General features: G+C 61.5%; 15 protein-coding genes and 1 tRNA gene. 2 read left to right on the top strand and 14 right to left on the bottom strand.

What is annotated here, in order from left to right:
• Positions 1 to 67: 67 nt before the first annotated feature.
• From KQ933_RS12030 to KQ933_RS12060, 7 genes are all read right to left on the bottom strand, one after another.
• Entirely contained in the window at positions 68 to 2,581 is a 2,514-nt protein-coding gene (locus KQ933_RS12030; protein ID WP_216755098.1) for an FAD-dependent oxidoreductase, read from the bottom strand.
• A gap of 203 nt (positions 2,582 to 2,784) precedes the next feature.
• Positions 2,785 to 3,060, bottom strand: coding sequence for a hypothetical protein (locus KQ933_RS12035; RefSeq protein ID WP_216755099.1), 276 nt, complete (start codon positions 3,058 to 3,060; stop codon positions 2,785 to 2,787).
• Between the two features lie 101 nt (positions 3,061 to 3,161).
• Positions 3,162 to 5,795, bottom strand: a complete 2,634-nt coding sequence (locus KQ933_RS12040) for a mechanosensitive ion channel family protein (protein ID WP_216755100.1) — start codon at positions 5,793 to 5,795, stop codon at positions 3,162 to 3,164.
• 90 nt (positions 5,796 to 5,885) lie between these two features.
• Complete coding sequence (locus KQ933_RS12045) at positions 5,886 to 6,443, bottom strand: DUF924 family protein (protein ID WP_216755101.1); 558 nt, start codon at positions 6,441 to 6,443, stop codon at positions 5,886 to 5,888.
• Between the two features lie 36 nt (positions 6,444 to 6,479).
• A complete protein-coding gene (locus KQ933_RS12050; RefSeq protein ID WP_216755103.1) occupies positions 6,480 to 7,535 on the bottom strand; it encodes a sensor histidine kinase in 1,056 nt (351 codons plus the stop codon).
• Between the two features lie 272 nt (positions 7,536 to 7,807).
• Entirely contained in the window at positions 7,808 to 9,253 is a 1,446-nt protein-coding gene (locus tag KQ933_RS12055) for an MFS transporter (protein WP_216755104.1), read from the bottom strand.
• Positions 9,254 to 9,418: 165 nt separating this feature from the next.
• On the bottom strand, positions 9,419 to 10,498 hold the full coding sequence (locus KQ933_RS12060; protein ID WP_216755105.1) for a glycosyltransferase family 2 protein: 1,080 nt from the start codon (positions 10,496 to 10,498) through the stop codon (positions 9,419 to 9,421).
• Between the two features lie 190 nt (positions 10,499 to 10,688).
• Here KQ933_RS12060 and KQ933_RS12065 point away from each other — a divergent pair, with 190 nt between their 5' ends.
• On the top strand, positions 10,689 to 11,378 hold the full coding sequence (locus tag KQ933_RS12065; RefSeq protein ID WP_216755106.1) for an isoprenylcysteine carboxylmethyltransferase family protein: 690 nt from the start codon (positions 10,689 to 10,691) through the stop codon (positions 11,376 to 11,378).
• A 15-nt stretch (positions 11,379 to 11,393) separates the two neighbouring features.
• Here the strand turns inward: KQ933_RS12065 and KQ933_RS12070 are convergent, their stop codons facing one another.
• Positions 11,394 to 12,011 (bottom strand): O-methyltransferase, encoded by a 618-nt coding sequence (locus KQ933_RS12070; protein ID WP_216758899.1) that lies wholly within the window; start codon positions 12,009 to 12,011, stop codon positions 11,394 to 11,396.
• Between KQ933_RS12070 and KQ933_RS12075 the strand changes: the two genes are divergently transcribed.
• Entirely contained in the window at positions 11,982 to 12,293 is a 312-nt protein-coding gene (locus KQ933_RS12075; protein WP_216758969.1) for a hypothetical protein, read from the top strand. The two genes, KQ933_RS12070 and KQ933_RS12075, sit on opposite strands and share 30 nt — an antisense overlap.
• On the opposite strand, the gene KQ933_RS12080 is transcribed toward KQ933_RS12075, so the two are convergent.
• The 6 genes from KQ933_RS12080 to KQ933_RS12105 all read right to left on the bottom strand — a co-directional run bounded on the left by KQ933_RS12080 (position 12,284) and on the right by KQ933_RS12105 (position 18,076).
• A tRNA-Lys gene (locus KQ933_RS12080) sits at positions 12,284 to 12,359 on the bottom strand. The genes KQ933_RS12075 and KQ933_RS12080 overlap by 10 nt on opposite strands.
• A gap of 127 nt (positions 12,360 to 12,486) precedes the next feature.
• Positions 12,487 to 13,398, bottom strand: coding sequence for a PhzF family phenazine biosynthesis protein (locus KQ933_RS12085; protein ID WP_216755107.1), 912 nt, complete (start codon positions 13,396 to 13,398; stop codon positions 12,487 to 12,489).
• Between the two features lie 70 nt (positions 13,399 to 13,468).
• On the bottom strand, positions 13,469 to 14,206 hold the full coding sequence (locus tag KQ933_RS12090) for an NUDIX hydrolase (protein WP_216755108.1): 738 nt from the start codon (positions 14,204 to 14,206) through the stop codon (positions 13,469 to 13,471).
• A 183-nt stretch (positions 14,207 to 14,389) separates the two neighbouring features.
• The gene (locus KQ933_RS12095; RefSeq protein ID WP_216755109.1) at positions 14,390 to 15,409 is read right to left on the bottom strand and encodes an ABC transporter ATP-binding protein; all 1,020 of its coding nucleotides are present in this window, start codon (positions 15,407 to 15,409) and stop codon (positions 14,390 to 14,392) included.
• Entirely contained in the window at positions 15,397 to 17,091 is a 1,695-nt protein-coding gene (locus KQ933_RS12100) for an iron ABC transporter permease (protein WP_216755110.1), read from the bottom strand. Before KQ933_RS12100 ends, KQ933_RS12095 begins: the two co-directional genes overlap by 13 nt.
• 7 nt (positions 17,092 to 17,098) lie before the next feature.
• A complete protein-coding gene (locus KQ933_RS12105; RefSeq protein WP_216755111.1) occupies positions 17,099 to 18,076 on the bottom strand; it encodes an ABC transporter substrate-binding protein in 978 nt (325 codons plus the stop codon).
• Between the last annotated feature and the right edge of the window lie 322 nt (positions 18,077 to 18,398).

The following is an 18,398-nucleotide window of genomic DNA, read 5'->3' on the forward strand; positions in this document are numbered from 1 at the left end:
GACCGATGATGCGGCCGCCCTTTTCTTCTTCATATGCTTAAGAAACTAGACTATGTCACGACGCGTTTTAGGCACGAAGCGCTGCATTCTCCGTGTCGAACGGGCTCTCGCCGACCACCGTTGCGTTGTAGGTCGTGCCGAGGATCTTGATCTTCAGCTTCGTGCCTTCCTTGGCATAATCGGGCCGCAGCATGGCGAGCGCCAGCGAGCGGTTGATGCGAAAGCCGAAAGTGCCGTTGGTGGCACGGCCGACGAGCTCGCCAGCCTCGTTGTAGATCGCTTCCGAACCACGCGCGTCGACGTCATTGCCGGTCTCGACGACCAGCGTGGCGAAGTTCCACTTCAGGCCCTTTTCCTTGTAGGCAAGCAGTCCCTCGCGGCCGAGGAACTCTTTCTCCGGCTTGATGAAGCGGTCGAGGCCGGATTCATAGGCATTGTACTCGATCGACATTTCGCGCGGGATCAGGCGATAGGATTTCTCGACCGACATGGAGAGCATGGCGCGGATACCGAAAGGCTTGATGCCGAATTCGGCGCCGGCCTCCATCAGCTTGTCGAAGATGTAATTCTGCATCTCGATCGGGTGATGCAGTTCCCAGCCGAGTTCGCCGACGAAGTTGACGCGCAGCGCATGGGCGCTCGCCGCACCGACCGAGATTTCCTTGCCCGAAAGCCAGGGGAAATCCCTGTTGTCGAGGCTTGTGCGCGTCAGCTTCTTCAGGACATCGCGCGACTTCGGACCGGCGAGAACGAGCACGCCCCAGGCCTGGGTGATCGGAGTGAACTTGACGCTTCCGTCTGTCGGCAGCAGCTTGCGCATATAGTCGTGGTCATGCGCCTCATAGGCACCGGCCGAGACGAGGTAGAAAGTGCCGGGCGCGCTTTCATAGACGGTGAATTCCGCGCGCACGCCGCCTTCCTTGGTCAGCATATGGCAAAGCGCGATACGGCCGCGCTTCTTCGGGATCGCGTTGGCAAAGATCGATTCCAGCCATGCGCGCGCGCCGGGTCCGGTGACCAGCGCCTTGGCGAAGGCCGACATGTCGAGCACGCCGACATTCTTGTTGACGTTCATGACTTCGTTGCCGACATGCTCGAAATAGTTCGAGCGGCGGAACGACCAGCGTTCCAGGATACGGCCGTCTTCGGTCGGGTCGGAATGATTGTGGTTGGTCAGAACGTCGGCGCCGACGCCGATCTGGTCTTTCGGCAGGTCATAGCCTTCGGGCGCAAACCAGTTGGCGCGCTCCCATCCGTAGACGGAGCCGAACACGGCGCCGAGCTTCTTCAGGCGGTCATAGACAGGCGTCGTCTTCAACGGGCGAGCAGCGGCACGTTCCTCGTCCGGATAGTGCATGGTGAAGACGTTGGCATAGGCTTCCTCGTTCTTGGCGATGAGGTAGCCTTCCTTGGCATAGGGGCCGAAGCGGCGCGGATCGACGCCCATCATGTCGACGGTCGGCTCGCCATCGACGATCCATTCGGCCAGCTGCCAGCCGGCACCGCCAGCAGCGGTAATTCCGAAGGAATGGCCCTCGTTCAGCCAGAAGTTCTTGAGACCCGGCGCGGGACCGACGATCGGGTTGCCATCGGGTGTATAGGCGATGGCGCCGTTATAGACCTTCTTGATGCCGACTTCGCCGAAAGCCGGTACACGGGCGATCGCGGTTTCGATATGAGGCATCAGGCGGTCGAGCTCTTCCTGAAACAGCTCGTATTCGCTGTCGTCGGAGGGACCGTTGACATAACAGACCGGCGCGCCCTGCTCGTAAGGGCCGAGCAGCAGCCCGCCATTTTCCTCGCGCATGTACCAGGCGCTGTCGGCTTCACGCAGGACGCCCATTTCCGGCAGGCCCTTTGCCTTGCGGGCCAGAATGTCGGGATGCGGCTCGGTGACGATATACTGGTGCTCGACCGGAATGACCGGAATGTTGATGCCGACCATATCGCCGGTCTTGCGGGCGAAATTGCCGGTACAGGAGATGACGTGTTCCGCGGTGATCTCGCCCTTGTCCGTCGTCACCTTCCAGAGCCCGTCTGCCTGCTGCTCGATCGCGGTGACGGTCGTGTTGCGGTAGATCGTGGCGCCGAAATCGCGGGCGCCCTTGGCAAGAGCCTGCGTCAGGTCCGCCGGCTGGATATAGCCGTCATCGGGATGCTGGATTGCGCCAAGCAGGCCGTCGGTCTCACAGAGAGGCCAGATCTCCTTCACCTGCTCGGGCGTCAGGATATTGACCTTCACGCCGATCGTCTCGGCAATGCCTGCATAGTACATGAATTCGTCCCAGCGGTCTTTGGTACGGGCGAGACGGATGTTGGAGACCTGGCTGAAACCGACATTCATGCCGGTTTCCTGCTGCAGTTCCTGATAGAAGCGGACGGAATATTTGTGGATCTGGCCGACCGAGTAGCTCATGTTGAAGAGCGGCAAGAGGCCCGCTGCATGCCATGTCGAGCCTGATGTCAGCTCCTTGCGCTCGATGAGCACGCTGTCGCCCCATCCCTTCTTCGCAAGGTGATAGAGCGTCGAAACACCAACCACGCCGCCGCCGATGACCACTGCCCGCGCATGTGACTTCATGGAAAAATACCCTCTTTTATCGAATGTCCGGCAGCCCATACCGAACGAACCATTGTCGCGAACTATGCAGCGAGGCATGCGTCATGAGAGGCCTGTTTACGACATGGGAAAAGCTTGCCGCGACGACGCGCAAATAGGCAAGCGTCAAAAGTCGCAAGCCTCGAAAATTCATGAAAACGGCAGGGAATGGGCTGAAGCCGCCGTCACTTGACGACGGCGGAACCCTTGACGATCTCGATCGTCTCGTCGCCCGAAAGCCCGATACGGTCGCCATCGGGCGTCGTCATGAAACAGCCGGAGGGGCAGACCCGTTCGGAAGCGCCGGCATCGACGACAACCTCCACGCGGTTGCCGCCTTCGGTGACGGTGAGCACCACGGGCGCCTCATCCTTGTTGGTGACGGACGCCGCCAGCGCGAGAGGTGGGGCGGAAAGGAGAAGAAGAAATGCGACTGCGGAACGTGTCACGGTATGCGACATGGGCTTTACGCCCTCCCCTGGAGCACTCGTCGCTGCACCAGCAGCGATCGATTGCATGGGGTTATAGCACCGCAGCCGTGAATGAGCGCTGAATGAGCTGTTCAGCCTTTTAACTTGCCGTCTGCCGTCTTGCCCCGCAATTGGCGCACCGGCTGCTCCTCTTCCACCATCTCGTTCTTGCCGGCCTCGTCTTCGGCAATCTCGTCCTCGGGCTCGTCAGGCTTCCGGACAAGCACCTTCTCGGCGTCTGCATTCGCCTGCCGGTGAATGGTCAGATCGCTCTGCGGCAGCGGGATCTCGATGCCCTCGGCCCGGAAGCGCTTGAGGATCTCGATCCTCAGATTGTTGCGCACCGTCAGGCCGTCACCCATGTCGGCCAGGAAGAAGCGCAGTTCGAAATCCAGCGAATAAGGTCCGAAGCGCAGGAACTCCACATGCGGCTCCGGATTGCGCAGGATCAACGGCACGGCGGCCGTCAGCTCCAGCAGAATATCCATCACCTTGCGCGGATCGGCCTCATAGCTCACGGAAACCGGGATTTCCGAACGGCCGAGCTTGTTGCGATGCGTCCAGTTGCCGACGAGCCCGTTGATCAGATCCGAGTTCGGCACGATGATCGACTGCTTGCGGAAGGTCTCGATTTCGGTGGCGCGCACCGAAATGCGCTTGACGATGCCTTCGGCGGTACCCGAAACGACATGGTCTCCCACCTTGAAGGGCCGCTCGACGAGAAGGATTAGGCCGGAGACGAAGTTCGACACGATATTCTGCAGGCCGAAACCGATACCGACCGAGAGCGCCGAGGCAACGAGTGCAAGGTTCGAAAGGTCGATTCCGGCAGCCGAAACGCCGAAGATCGCCGCAACGCCTACGCCGAGATAGCCGATGCCGGTCTTGACGGAATTGCGCACGCCGAGATCGACATGGCTGCGCGCCATGACATTGCTGTCCAGCCATTTCTGTACCCAGCGCGTCGCAAGATAACCGCCGGCAAAGAGCAGGATGCCGGTGAAGATGCCGAGCAGCGAAATGCTGATGCCGCCGAGCCGCACCTCTGTGAATAGCCGGTAGGCGAGCAGCTGCAGATCCTGCACATGGAAGCCCCAGAGCAGCAGGATGAGCGGAATGCCGGTCAAGAGCGCCACGGCGTAGATGAGGAGGCCGACAACCAGCCCCACCTGGTCGATCGCAACGTCTCCAAGCTTGAAGTGGTTCTGCAGGAAGCGCCCAAGGAACGTATCGGCGAAATTATCCTGCCGCGAAATCGCCTTGCCGAGCAGCAGGCCGATATAGGTTGTGACGACGATGGCGCTGGTGATGATGAGCTGCGTGGCGACGAACCGCGCCAAGCCCACATAGCCCGAGAGTGCTGCAAGGATGAGGCCCGCGCCGAAAACACGCAGCAGGATCGCCATGCCGCGCGGCCAGCGGCGGCCCGGCGCATCGGGATCGCCATTCTTCGCCAGCATCGGCTTTCCGAAGGAAACGGCAATCAGGATGAGGCCGATGATCAGCGCCGCGAGCAGGCTGCGCACGACGGTCAGAACCAGCGGCGATCCCATCGCCTCGCCGATGGCGCCGAAGAGATAGTCGAGCGCGTTGACGACGGCCATGGCGATCAGGCAGTAGCCGACCGAGCGAGCGCCGAGGTTGGAAAGGCGCACCAGACGCCAGGATGGATCATTCGGCGCAAAGACCGCGTTGACGAAACGGCCGACGAAATAGACGAGGCCGATCGAGCCGAAGAGCGCGCCGATCACTGGCGTGATATCGCTTCTCAGCACATTGAAACCGTCGAGGAAGATCAGCGACGTCACCAGCAGCACATCGAGCGCGGCCGTGCGGATCAGCGTCGACCAGAAGGCAAAAGCAAGGCGGCTGATATAGGACGGCTCCTCGACATTGACATCGCGCCGCAGATACTGGCCGAAAAGCCGGTAGCCGCCGGAGAGCAGGATCAAGGCCGTCGCGAGCGACAGGAAGATCGCGGCAAACAGTTGCAGGCTCTTGAACTTCCAGACAAAGGTGATCCAGCTCGAAAGCGTCTGCGAAAACTCGCTCGCCTCCTCAACGAAGGCGCTGGCCGCATCGTCGAAGACGGAGGCAGAAATTTCGGTGCGCCGGAACAGCGTATCGGCAAAGAGCTGGCGGCGCGTCGCCGTGATCACGTTGGAAAGCTTGGTGATCGCGATCGACAGGTTTTCCGCGTCACCCGTGACGGCATTGATCTGCGAGCGTTCCGCCGTCAGCGCATTGCGCTCGTCGGTGACGATCTGCGCTTCCGGCGGCTGGCCATCCTTCGGCGGCTCGCCAAGCTCGGCCAGGCGGCTCTTGATCTGGTCGAAACGCGGGCGCAGGCTGACGGATGTCGCGATAACGCCGCGGCCGAGTTCGTCCACCTGGCCGGCAAGCTCCACTAGAGCATCGTCATTGTCGGCATTCTGCTTGACGCGGTCCTGCAGCGAGACAAGCTGGTTCTTCGCCTTGTCGATATCCTTCAGCGCCTGATCAAGGCCGGTATTGGCAAGCGGCGCCTCGGCCGGAGCTGCTTGGATCGGAGCTGCTTGGACCGGAGCTGCCTGCGTCTGGGCCGGCTGTGTCTGGGCTGGCTGTGTTTGGGCCTCAGCCGCCGGCTGCGGCGCCTGCGCGAAGGCAACCTCCCCATCGAGATGCAGGCCGGTAACCACCAGCGACAGCAGAAGAACGGTGCGAAGCAGCCAGTGTGTCAAGCGCAAGAAGCCCCCGCGTGGATTCGTCTCATGATCAAGATGACCGCTTTTATAGGAAAGAAAGGCAACAGAAAGGCGGAATTTCCGGATGATCGCTCAGAAGCCGGCGCCGGGGCGCGCGAGATAAGCGAGTTCGGCTTCGCTCGACTGCCGCCCGACTATGCCATTGCGATGCGGAAAACGCCCGTAAGCGGCAATCACCGCCCGGTGGCGAAGGGCATAATCGTGGAATTCCTCATCGCCGAGCGCAGCAAAGAGCGCCACCGAACGGTCCTGCTCCACCAGATCTTCCGCATGCTCGAACGGCATGTACAGAAAGGTCCGTTTGATGCCCTCCAGCGACTGATCGGCGCCGACGGCAAGCGCAAGCTTTGCCTCGCGCAGCGCGAGCCCGTCGGTTGCGAAGGCAAGCGGCGTCGCCCGGTAGATATTGCGTGGAAACTGGTCGAGCACGATGACGGCGGCCAGCCGGCTCTCGGGGCTGGAGCGCCAGTCCTCGGTCACGCTGCGGGCAAGCGACAGGTGGGTTGCGCGAAACCGCGCCCGGATCTCCTCGTCCAGTTCGGCAGTCGAGTTGAACCATTCCTTCCGGCTGCAGCGGACGAACCAGAAGTCATAGACTTCGTCCGGTGTGCAGACGATATCGGTATTCATGACGGCTCTCCCAGCATCAGCTACAGAAAAGATCGGTCAGCTTAGGGAAAAAACCAGTATCGCCCTCGTGCCGCGATGCTCCGGATCATAAGAAAGGTCGGATTTCAGACTGCCGGCCATGGCGTTTAATATCTTCATGCCGAGACCGGTTCCCTTCACCGGATCGGACAGGTCGAAGCCCTGCCCGCCATCCTCCACGATGACCCTCAGCGCATCGTCCTCCTGCTCGACAATGACATTGATCTCCCCCGGGTCGCCATCCGGATAAGCATATTTGAAGGCGTTGGTGACGAGTTCGCTGACGATCAGGCCGAGCGTGATGACCTTGTCGGTCGCAAGATTGATCGGCTGGGCGGTCAGTACCACGCGATGCGGCCGTTTCTCGTCTCGCATCGAGGCTTCGAGCTCGGTCAGAAGGCTGCTCAGATATTCATCCACCTGCACCGTGCCGATCTGCCGGTTGGTGTAGAGACGGCGGTGGACGCTGGCGATCGCATTGATGCGCATCTGCGTTTCCTGCAGCGCGTCGATCGCCACCTGATCGCTGGTCATGGAGGACTGCATGCGGATCAGCGCGCCGACGAGGCCGAGGCTGTTGGCGATGCGGTGGTTGACTTCGGCGAGCAGCATTTCCGCATGGTCGCGCTGCTGGCGGATCACCTCCTGCGCCTGTGCCGTCTCCCGGAGGAAGCGCGCCCGCTCCAGCCCCTGCTCGAGGGCCGCGGCCAGAAGATCGAAATAGTCGGGCGAAATGCCCTTGAAAACATAGTCGTCGGCGCCGGCCTTCAGCGCTGTGACCGCAATACTCGTATCGTCGGAGCTGGTGGCATAGATGACAGGCGGATGATCGGGCATCGCCACGATGCGCGGCAGGATATCGAGCCCCGTCTCGCCCTCCAGGACATGATCGAGAACGACGGCGTCGATACCCCCTTCGGCAAGCAGCGCAAGGCCGGTCGCCCCGTCGCTCGCCCATTCGAGCGTAAAGCCGCGGCGGCCGAGATTCTTCTGCATCAGCTGCGCAAGCGCCTCGTCGTCATCGATATAGAGGATACGGATTGGAGCGTCCGTATCACGACTGGACTCGCTCATTCTGCCTCCGGGCATTTTCCCGCAGCAATACCGGCTATGAGGCGGCCGAGTCTTTCTGCGTGCGACTGTCGTATTGCATCGACAGGCGCGCGTAAACAGCACTTGGCCTTTGGCACGAGAAGACGCCCGCTATCAGGCAGATCGAAGGAGAATGCCATCGAAAATGTCGACCCCTGTCCGGCTGCGGCCGGAAAGCCCTCTAAAAAATTGCGAACACGGATACTGAAAATCAATGACCTCAACGCAGGGGAAGGCAAATGGTTCCGCGAAGATCAGCTTTTTTGAAAGCGACGGTGGTGAGAAACTTCGGCACCCGCGTCGGCAGCAAGCTGCAGGAAGCGCAGGCAGGACAGGAAGCCGATCATGCCGACCACGCAGAAGGCCCAGCGGAAATCGCCGAGCGTAGCATCCGCCGCCCCCCGAAGCCCCGAGGAAATGTTGAGTACGGCGGCCGCCACCGCAACGCCGAGCAGCATGGAAATCTGCTGAAGCATGCTCGACAGCGTCGAGGCCGAGCTTCTCTGCGCCGGGCCGATATCGGCAAAGGAGAGCGTGTTGAGCGCCGTGAACTCCATCGAGCGCGAAAGCCCGGCAATCAGGAGCAGCCCCGAGATGACGATCTCAGGCGTTTCCGGGGTCAGGAAACCACAGGCGACGATCGAGGCAGCGGCGATGACACCGTTGAAGAAAAGCACGTTGCGGAAACCGAAGAACCGCAGGAGTGGTGTCGTCACCACCTTCATGCCAAGATTGCCGAGGAAATAGACCAGCAGATAGGTGCCGGCGGCAATCGAGCTCAGGCCAAAGCCGAGCTGGAAGAGCAGCGGCAGCAGGAAGGGCGTCGCATTGATCGCGACACGGCAGGCCGTGCCCGCCGAAAGCGTCGTCATCGAGAAGGTCTGCACCTTGAAGGCGGCGAGATCGAGCAGCGGATTGGCGACCCGCAGGAAGTGCCGCGTCGCCATGACCGAAAGCACGATGCCGGCCGCAAGCAGCGCGACGAGCGGCAGGAAGCCACCCTGCCCTCTGACGGACAGTTCGAGCCCGGCAAGCAGCAGGGTCAGCCCCGCGGCACTCAGGAAAAAGCCCTTGATGTCGAGAGGCCCGACGCGTTCCTCCCGCTGCTCCGGCACGAAGCGCAGCACCAGCGCAATGCCGACAATGCCGATCGGAATGTTGATCAGGAAGTTCCAGTGCCAACTGGCATAGGTGGTGATGAAACCGCCGAGCACGGGGCCGACGACGGGCGCCGTCAGCGCCGGCCAGGTGATCAGCGCGATCGCCTGCACCAGCTCGGATTTGCGGGCGTTCTTCAGCACGATGATGCGCCCGACCGGCGTCATCAGCGCGCTGCCCACCCCCTGCACCGCGCGCGCAATAACGAATTCCGTCAGGCTTCCCGACAGGCCGCAGAACAAGGATGCCACAGTGAAGACGGCAATCGACATCAGAAAGACGCGCCGCGCCCCAAACCGGTCGCCGAGCCAGCCGGAAAGCGGAATGAAGGCCGACATGGTCAGCATATAGACAGTGATGCCGATGCTCATGGCGACCGGCTGCACGCCGAAACTCGTCGCCATCTGCGGCAGCGAAGTGGTGACGATCGTGCCGTCGAGGATCTGCATGAAGAAGGAAACGGCAACGACCAGCGCTACGATCTTCGCCTGACGGGCGCTTTCCGCCTCCTCTGTCTTCTCACTCGCCTGAACTGCAGTCATCGATCGGCCAATGCGAATTCCGGATTGCGCGGGAAAAGGCGGGAAAACCGACAGGCAAGCCGCGCGGAGGGATATGCAGCCTGCATACGCCGCTTATGCCGGATCGAAAAGCTCAAATGCCGCAAAGGCCGAAATTTTTGTCAATATGTTCGGCAGCAATCGATATCAGCGGCCGGCAACCGTCTCGACCGGCCTGGCAGTCACGCCTGCTGCCGAAAGCTTGCCGAGTTCCGACCTGCGGCTGGCGGTATCGAGCTCGGAGAAATCACCGGGCAATTCGGACATGACCTCACCCTGCACCACACAGTCGATCATGAACATCGGCCGGCGCTTGTGCTCCTGCACGAGGCGCCCGACATATTCGCCGAGCGTACCGAGCGCGATGAGCTGGATGGCGCTCAAAGCGGAAATGGCCGCCATGATGCTCGACCAGCCGGTGATGACATTGCCCTCGAACCATTGCACGAGCGTATAGATCAGCAGCCCCAACGCGAAGACCGCCGAGATCAGCCCCATCCAGGCGCTGATGCGCAGCGGAATGATCGAGAAGCTGGTGATCGCATCGATCGCGAAGCGGATCATCTTCTTCAGCGGATATTTCGTCGAGCCGGCATAGCGGGCATCGCGTGTATAACGCAGTGCCACCTGCCTGCCGCCGATCCAGCTCACCATGCCGCGGATGAAACGATGCCGCTCCGGCATGTTGAGGAGGATATGGACGATGCGCGCCTTCATCAGCCGGAAATCGCCGGTGTCCTGCGGGATCGAGATCGAGGTGAGCCGCGTCAGCAGCCGGTAGAAGACAGAGGCCGTGACGAGCTTGAACCTGGTCTCGCCCTTGCGCTCGCTCCGCTGCCCGTAAACGACATCGGCGCCCTGATCCATGATCGGCATCATCTCGGAAAGCAGCTCCGGCGGATCCTGAAGATCGGCGTCGATGAGCAGCACGCGCTCGCCGCGGGCCACCGCAAGACCGGACGTCGCTGCGAGCTGGTGGCCGTGATTGCGAAGAAGCTTGACGCCGAGCACCTGCGGAATGCCCGCCGCAAGGCCTGATATGACGCCCCACGTACCATCGCTGGAGCCGTCATCGACGAGGATGATCTCGAAGGACTGGCCTGCAACCACCTCCGCCGCTGCCCGCGCCCTCCGGCAGAACTCGTTCAGCCCCTCGGCCTCATTGTAGCAGGGCGCGACGATGGAAAGCCTGATCTTCACACCACCATCATCAACGGATTTGCCCATTTCCACCGAATCTCCCATTCCCGCAGGAAAGCATGACCAATCGCCTGAGGGCACACAAGGCAGAGCATCCCCTGCCCTGTCGGCCGGAACCTGCGCCTCCGGCAATGGTTTGATATCATGCACCTGCTTTGCATATCCTAAAGACAAAGCCGCAAACTGGATTTGCGAAGCATGAGCGCAGGGAGGCGTCATGCAGGATGCAGCACCCGATCTCGGCCGCAGGGCCGCCATAGCCAACGCCAAGTTTCTCGTGGCCCTCGCAGTCATTGTGTTCCTGGCGGCGGGCACGCTCGCCTATTGGCAGGGCTGGCTCTTCCTCGCCGATTTCGCCGCCTGGTCGGCCGGATCATCGGTCTATTTCTACTATCGCGACCCGGCACTTCTGGAAAAGCGCTTGCGCGCCGGGCCGGCCGCCGAAACGGACCCGGTCCAGAAGCGCATCCAGCTCTTCACCAGCGTCGTAATGATCGCCCTCATCCTGGTTTCGGTACTCGATTACCGCTTCGGCTGGTTGACCGTTCCGGTATGGGTGGTGATTTCAGGCAATCTGCTGATCTCGGCAGGCTTCGCTTACTTCGTGGTCGTCCTCAGGGAAAACTCCTTCGCCTCGGCGACGATCCAGGTCTCCGAAGACCAGAAGGTCGTCTCCACAGGGCCTTACGCGTTGGTGCGCCACCCCATGTACGCCGCCGTCCTGCCGCTTGCATCCGGCATCCCGCTTGCCCTCGGTTCCTGGTGGGGCCTTATCATCGTGCCGCTGATCTTCATCGGCCTGATCCTGCGCCTCACCGACGAGGAAGGCCACCTGCGCCGGGGCCTGCTCGGCTATGAGGATTACTGCCGCAAGGTGAGATACCGGCTCTTTCCCGGCCTCTGGTGAAAATCCGCCTGAGACTCACGCCCGCTCGTAACGGCTGACCTCCAGCCCCGATCCGACCGGCAGCAGCACGCTGGTGATGCCGAGCCTGGCTCTGATAGCCCGGGCATAGATCTTCACGTCTTCGGTGGCAGGATAAATCATGTTGTCGGCAACGATGATCGCGCCGGCATTGAGCTTCGGATAGAAGGCTTCGAGGCATGGCAGATAGAGATCCTTCCAGAGATCGACGAGGACGAAATCCACCTTGCCCCGCAGTTCGCGGATCATGGAGACCGCATCGCCCACCCGGAAATCGATATGCTCGGCAAGCCCGGCCTTCTCCGCCATCGCCTGTGCATAGGCGGATTTATAACCATGCACTTCCATGGTGATCACCCGCCCGCCGGTCGCCCGCGCGGCCTCTGCAAGCCAGATGCCGGAATAACCGAAGGAGGTACCGAGTTCGAGAATCGTCGGCGCCGTCAGGCTGCGGACGAGGATATTCAGGAACCGCCCAGTCTCCGGCCCGACTGCCCGCATCCTCTGATCCTGCCCGCCATCGCGTCCTCCCGGCGCATCCTGGCGCGGACTGCGGCGCTCCTCATCGATTCGCCGGTGATAGGAATGCAAGACATCGAGAACTTTCTCATCCAGCCGATGTTCGCCGACCAAGCTGGCATGGTCTTGCTTATCATTGCGCATCGACATTCCTCCAGGGTTCGGCCAACCGCGGCAGATGCCGCGGCAGTGACCTCGGCACACGAGTTAAATACCGAGCGAGATTTCCGGCAAGCGCAGAATGACGAGGACAAGGCCGCCGATGATTCCCGCTGGCAGGATCAACGGAATCAGAAAACAAAAAAAGCCGACAAGCCCTTGGTATCAAGGGCTTTATCTGCAACGTCCATTCTCTTCGCAGGAGAAATTGGTGGGTGATGTAGGGCTCGAACCTACGACCCGCTGATTAAGAGTCAGCTGCTCTACCAACTGAGCTAATCACCCGTACCGTGCTTGGCTGCGCGGTGTGACGGGGCATATAAATAGGATCGCCCGGCTTGTCTAGCGCCCTGCCGAAAATTCTTTGGTTAATTGCGAAGTTTTTTTGTCAGGGGCCGGAAATGCAATGAAATCAAAGGTCGAGCGTGCCGGTCGCAATCCGAACCGCCTGGCCGCCGATCCGGGCATTCGAAATGGTCCCGCCTTCGATATCCATATGTAGATGAATGAAGGACGGGCGGCCCATCTCCACGCCCTGCTCGATGAGAACAGGGTAATGCCCGTCCGTCAGCCGGTCGAAATGGTTGATCGCGCCTGAGAGAGCAGCCGCCGCCGAGCCGGTCGCCGGATCCTCGGAAATGCCCATGCCGCTTGCAAACATGCGGGCATGGAACTTGGCGACATGGTTCACGCCGCCGCGACAGTAGATATAGGCCGAAGCGAGCGCGCCATCGACGAAGGGTACGGTCTTTTCCCAGAGCTGCGGATCGAACTCCAGCCGCCTGGCCGCACCGACGTCGTGGACCGGCACCATGAGGAAGGGAACGCCGGCGCTCCAGATCGACGGCACGTGATTCTCGAAGCCGATCTCGGTCGTCTTCAGCGACAGCGCGTCGGCAATGCCGGCCTTGTCGAGCGAAAGCTGGATCTGCTGGGATTTGCGCGGCAGGTCGAATTCGGCAAAGCTCGCCTCGCCTTCCCGAAGCCTGACGGCGCAGCGCACCGGGCCGACATTTTCCTCCAGCACCGAAACGAGGTCGAGTGATCCTGCTCCATGCGCCTTCTCCGCCAGCGCAATCGCCGTACCAACCGTGGGATGGCCGGCAAAAGGCAATTCGCGGCCGGGCGTGAAGATGCGGATACGCGCCGTATAGGCGGGATTGTCGGCCTGCTGCACGAAAACCGTTTCGGACAGGTTCATTTCGCTGGCGATTGCCTGCATGGCGGCATCGCCAAGTCCCTCGCCGTCGAAGATCACAGCCAGCGGATTGCCGGCAAGCTTGGTGTCGGTGAACACGTCATAGACGCTGTAGCTTAACGCCACATCGGCCTCCTTGAATCGGTCATCGAACCGCCAACCTGCCCGACAGCACACGCAAGTGCAAGCTTCAGGCCTACTTGCCCGCGAAATACCAGTCGATGATCGGCAGCATCGCGGCATTGTAAGGCTGAGCCTTCGGATTGGCCGTGCGGATCGCGACCGCACCTGATATTTCCTTGTCCTCGGCAACCAGCATGTGCCGGCTAATGAAATCGACCATCTCATCGGCCGTCATATCGAAGCGGAAGAGCTTGAAGATCGAGACCGAGCGGCGGATGTGGCTGGCATGCAACCCCTCGCCCGCAACGGCATCGGCGAGATCGAGGCCCGTCTCCTCCATCACTTCGCGGGCCATGTTGCTGTCGATATCACAACGCCCGTCAACGACATCCTCGGGCTCCAGCGAACCGGCGGCGAAATAGACCTGGCCGGGATTGGCCGTATGCTCTCCCATGCGGATCGCGACCAGCGCGCCGTCGGATGATTCGAGCACCGGATAGGCGAAGAGATGGATGGCGCCCTTCCGCTCCGGCTGCCTGCGCCACCACATGAAGGTCGAGAAGGGAACGGTGTGGGCCTCGCTCGCAATCCCGTCTTCGGAAAGCTTCAGCCGGTGCTGCAGCACCATGCGGCCGTCGAAGAGCGCCGGATTGACAGCGATCTCCCGCTCCCAGTTCTCGCGGATCGACGCCCTGTTGGCTGTCAGCAGCGGATGATCCCCGTCAAGTACGCGCAGATTGGTGCCGGCAATCGGAAAAACCGTCTGTTCCGGCGGAAAGGCTGAAAGGTCTTCTGAAAAATTTGGTGTCATAGGAGATCCAATATCATGACGACGGGGCAATGGTCGGATGCCTTCGGCCTGTCCCACCCGGTACGCGGATAGCACTCCACCTCCTGCCCCGGCGGGCAAGGCGAAGCGACATCAGGCATTCCCGGTTGGCATCAGGGATACAACTAAAGACGAAAGAGCGCTTCGAAAAGCCCTGTTTGTCCCTCATAGCCGCCAGCCGGTCCGGATGACGACATGCACCGCCTCATCAGGCACGACGGCCACGCGGCTGTAGGCACGCAGTGCCTGGCCGTTGCCGAGCATCAGCTTCACCGCATAACGCTCACCCTCGAAGAGCGCGGATTCGACGGTCGCAGGAGCCCCCTCGCCGCCGATGATGACATCTTCCGGCCGCACCAGAATATCGGCGCCATCGGTATTGGCGGCATGCAGCGCGCCCTCCAGCTCGTCCCATTCAAGCTGCCGTTCGCCGCCCATGACCGGCAGCGTGACGATCGCGCCGCGGCCGATCAGCCCGCCGACCATGCGCCCCTCCGGCCGCGCATAGATCTCCGCCGGCGGCGCCACCTGCAGCAGCCGCCCCTCGGACATGACGGCGACGTCGGTTGCGAGCGCCATCGCCTCGCTCTGGTCATGCGTCACATAGATCATCGTGGCACCCGAACGCTGATGGAACTCGCGGAACGTCTCCTCCATCTCCTGCTTCAGATGCCGGTCGAGATTGGCGAGCGGCTCGTCGAGCAGCACGACATCGGGCGAGGTCACCAGACAGCGGGCCAGCGCCACGCGCTGCCGCTGGCCGCCAGAGAGATCGGCCGGCCGCCGCTCGGCATAGTCGACGAGGCGCACGGTCGACAGTGCTTCACGCACCTTGGTCTTATAAGCTTCGCCGGAGATGCCGCGCACCTTCAGCGGATAACCGACATTGTCGGCGACACTCATATGCGGCCAGAGCGCGTAGGACTGGAAGACCATCGCCATGTTGCGCCGTTCCGGCGGCAACGATTGCGCGGCGTCCGCCAGCAGCCGCTCGCCGAGATGGATGGAACCATCGCTCGGCGTCTCGAAGCCGGCAATCATGCGCAGCACCGTGGTCTTGCCGCAGCCCGACGGGCCGAGCAGCGCCAGGAAGCCGCCCTCGCGCACATCGAGCGAAAAGCCGCTGACGGCAGCCCTGCCCGTGCCGAAATCCTTGGCCACCTGATTGAGGATCAGCTTCGCCACGGCACCACTCCCTTGGGCAGATGTTTCGCCAGAAGCTCCAGGAGCAGCATCATGGCGACGACCATGAAGACGACGAGCACCGAAAGTGCCGAGGCAAGATCGGAACTGCCGCTGTCGTCGAGATTGTAGATGGCGACACCCAGCGTCTGCGTACCCGCCGACCAGAGCAGCGCCGAGATCGTCAGCTCGTTGCAGGCGATCAGGAAAACGAGGATGACCGAGGCGCCTGCCGCCGGCGCAATCAGCGGCACGATGATATCCTTGAGCCGCCGGAAGAAGCCGGCGCCGGAAAGCCGTGCTGCCTCCTCCAGCGCCGGATCAAGCTGGTGGAAGGCGCTGACCACAGGCTTCAGGCTGACGGCGAAGAAGGAGGAGAAATAGGCAATGAGGATGATCCAGACTGTGCCGTAAAGCGTCACGTTCAGCACCGGGATCGGCGCCGCGAACACAAGGATGAAGCATACCGCCATGACGATACCCGGCAGCGAATAGGGTATTTCGACAAGGCTGGAAACAATGCGCGACAGCGTATCCTTGCGCCGCGTCAGCGCATAGGCGGCCAGCACCGTGACGAACAGCAAACCGACTGCGGCTCCGCTTGCGAGCGACAGCGAATTGACGAAAGCCGTGCGCGTCACCGCCTGCCGGAACAATATCTCCTCGAAGGCATGAAACGTCATGGTCTTGAAAGTCAGCGGCACGCCGTAAGCCGGCACCAGTGCGCCCGCCACCAACGCAAAGAAGGGCGCCGCCAGCATGAAGAACAGTACGATCCACAGCAGCGGCGTGAAAATGAGCTTCCACCCGCCGAGTTCGAAGGCCGCCGTCGCGCCCGAAAGGCCGATGACGCGGTAGTCGCGCCCACGCAACGCCCGATCCTGGATGGCAAGGCCGGCGACCGAGATCAGCGCAATGATGGCAGACAGTAGCGCCACATCGCCGAAGGTGCGGCCGGTAAAGGCGGTGAACTTGGAAAAGATCAGCGTCGGCAGCGTGAAGATCGACGCGGGAATGCCGAGAATGGCCGGAATGCCGAAATTACCGGTGCAGGAAACGAAGGAAATCGCCGCACCCGCAATGACGCCCGGCAGCGACAGCGGCAGGATGATATCGCGAAAGACACGCAGACGCGACGCCCCGGAAAGTCTTGCCGCCTCCACCCCGTCGCGCGGCAGGGTCATCAGCCCTGCCCTCAGCGCCAGATAGACGAGCGGCGCATGCTGCACGCCATAGAGCAGCGCAATACCAGCAACCGAATAAAGCGGCTGCGGCGACCCCAGCGGCGGGGCGATATGCAGCGCCTTCAGAAGCGGGCTCGATGGCCCCGACATCTGCACCCAGGCAAGCGCCGTCACCTGCGGCGGGATCATCATCGGCAGCACGAAGAAGAAGCTGAGCGGCCCCTTGGCCGGAATATCCGTCAGCGTCAGCAGATAGGCGAAGGTGCAGCCGATGATCAGCGAGATGATCGTGCCAATGATAGCCGTGACGATGGTGTAATAGACCGCCGACCAGACCAGGGGGTCGGACAGAACCTCAAGGACACCGCCATTGGCGAAAGCGGAAATGCCGACGACCGCGAGCCGCGCCAAAGGCAGCACGCTGAGGAAAAGAACCACGGAGACAATAAAAGGAAACAGCCAGACGGGCTGGCTGCTTCCTGCACGTACATAGCCCTGCATGGGTCTATTATTTCGAACCGAAAAGATCCGTAAAGGTCTTCAGGTCCTTGTCGGTATTCTTCAGTGCCTCAGCGGCATTGATCGGCAGAACCTTGATCGTGTCGCGTGCCGGGAAGCCCGCGGGCAGCTTCATGCCGTTACGAGCCGGGATATAGCCGAGCTTCAGGAATCCTTCCTGACCCTTTTCCGAGAGAACGTAGTCGACGAACTTCTTGGCGGCATCGGCATTCTTGGCGCTGGCGAGAATGCCGACCGGCTCGGTCACCGCCGAAACGCCTTCGCTCGGGAAGACGAATTCGACCGGGGCACCCTTGGCCTTTTCGCGGATCGGCAGGTAATCGACGACCATGCCGTAGGCCTTTTCGCCAGAGGCGACGGACTTCAGGACGACGCCGTTACCGCCGGAAGCGACGGCAGCATTCTCGGCGAGCGACTTGTAGAAATCCCACCCGAGACCGGGAACGGCAGCGAGCGTCTGGGCATGGATCAGAGCAGCGCCCGAGGCGAGCGGGCTCGGCATAGTGACGAGCCCCTTGGCTTCCGGCTTGGCAAGATCCTTCCAGCTCGTCGGCTTCATCGCAGCGGACGTGTTGTACATGATACCGGTCGTGATCAGCTTGGTGGAATAGTAGTAGCCGTCGGCGTCATATAGCGCGGCATCGTATTGGGCTGCTTCCGGCGATTTGTAGGCGAGCAGCTTGCCGTCTTCCTTCAGGCGCTCCAGCGTCACCACGTCGGCGATCAGCAGCACGTCCGCAACCGGGTTGCCGGCCTGGATTTCAGCCTGCAGCTTCGCCATGATCTTCGGCGTGCCGTCGCGCACCCAGTCGACCTTGATATCGGGATTGGCGGCCATGAAGCCGTCGACGGTCGCCTGCGCATCTTCGTTCGGCTGGCTGGTGTAGAGAACGAGATTGGCGGCGGAAGCCGGGATAGCGAAAAGGCTCGCGGCGAGAAGGGCTGCGGCGGAAACTAGAGTTTTCATGGAAGGAATCCTCGGATGATGATGCCCCTCATTATTCGGGGTCATTGACAGACATGTGACACTAGGCAGCAGACTCCCGGCGCGCTATCTGGCAACCAACTGGTTATCGTCCCCCACTTTCTGGAATCGCCCCTTTGACACGGCTCGATCGGCCATCGCCGCCAGGTCACTGTCAATTCAAAAAGATCCAATCTCTTCGCCGTTCCCGAAACGACCGCTATTATCCTCGCGCGGAAGCGGGTGAAGGCGTAAATTCACGCAGGCGTGAACACCTTGCTGTTTGACGGCAAGCTTTGCTGCGGTACGTCCGTCAGGCCATTTT

Origin of the sequence: Rhizobium sp. WYJ-E13 (assembly GCF_018987265.1) — a bacterium.
Taxonomy (GTDB): Bacteria; Pseudomonadota; Alphaproteobacteria; order Rhizobiales; family Rhizobiaceae; genus Rhizobium.

Bases quoted from the DNA above. Each gene is read 5' to 3' on its own strand.
- KQ933_RS12100 (WP_216755110.1), bottom strand. From the start codon at position 17,091: ATGCAGGGCTATGTACGTGCAGGAAGCAGCCAGCCCGTCTGGCTGTTT.
- KQ933_RS12050 (WP_216755103.1), bottom strand. From the start codon at position 7,535: ATGAGCGAGTCCAGTCGTGATACGGACGCTCCAATCCGTATCCTCTAT.
- KQ933_RS12065 (WP_216755106.1), top strand. From the start codon at position 10,689: ATGCAGGATGCAGCACCCGATCTCGGCCGCAGGGCCGCCATAGCCAAC.
- KQ933_RS12045 (WP_216755101.1), bottom strand. From the start codon at position 6,443: ATGAATACCGATATCGTCTGCACACCGGACGAAGTCTATGACTTCTGG.
- KQ933_RS12090 (WP_216755108.1), bottom strand. From the start codon at position 14,206: ATGACACCAAATTTTTCAGAAGACCTTTCAGCCTTTCCGCCGGAACAG.
- KQ933_RS12035 (WP_216755099.1), bottom strand. From the start codon at position 3,060: ATGTCGCATACCGTGACACGTTCCGCAGTCGCATTTCTTCTTCTCCTT.
- KQ933_RS12030 (WP_216755098.1), bottom strand. From the start codon at position 2,581: ATGAAGTCACATGCGCGGGCAGTGGTCATCGGCGGCGGCGTGGTTGGT.
- KQ933_RS12105 (WP_216755111.1), bottom strand. From the start codon at position 18,076: ATGAAAACTCTAGTTTCCGCCGCAGCCCTTCTCGCCGCGAGCCTTTTC.
- KQ933_RS12055 (WP_216755104.1), bottom strand. From the start codon at position 9,253: ATGACTGCAGTTCAGGCGAGTGAGAAGACAGAGGAGGCGGAAAGCGCC.
- KQ933_RS12060 (WP_216755105.1), bottom strand. From the start codon at position 10,498: ATGGGCAAATCCGTTGATGATGGTGGTGTGAAGATCAGGCTTTCCATC.
- KQ933_RS12075 (WP_216758969.1), top strand. From the start codon at position 11,982: ATGCAAGACATCGAGAACTTTCTCATCCAGCCGATGTTCGCCGACCAA.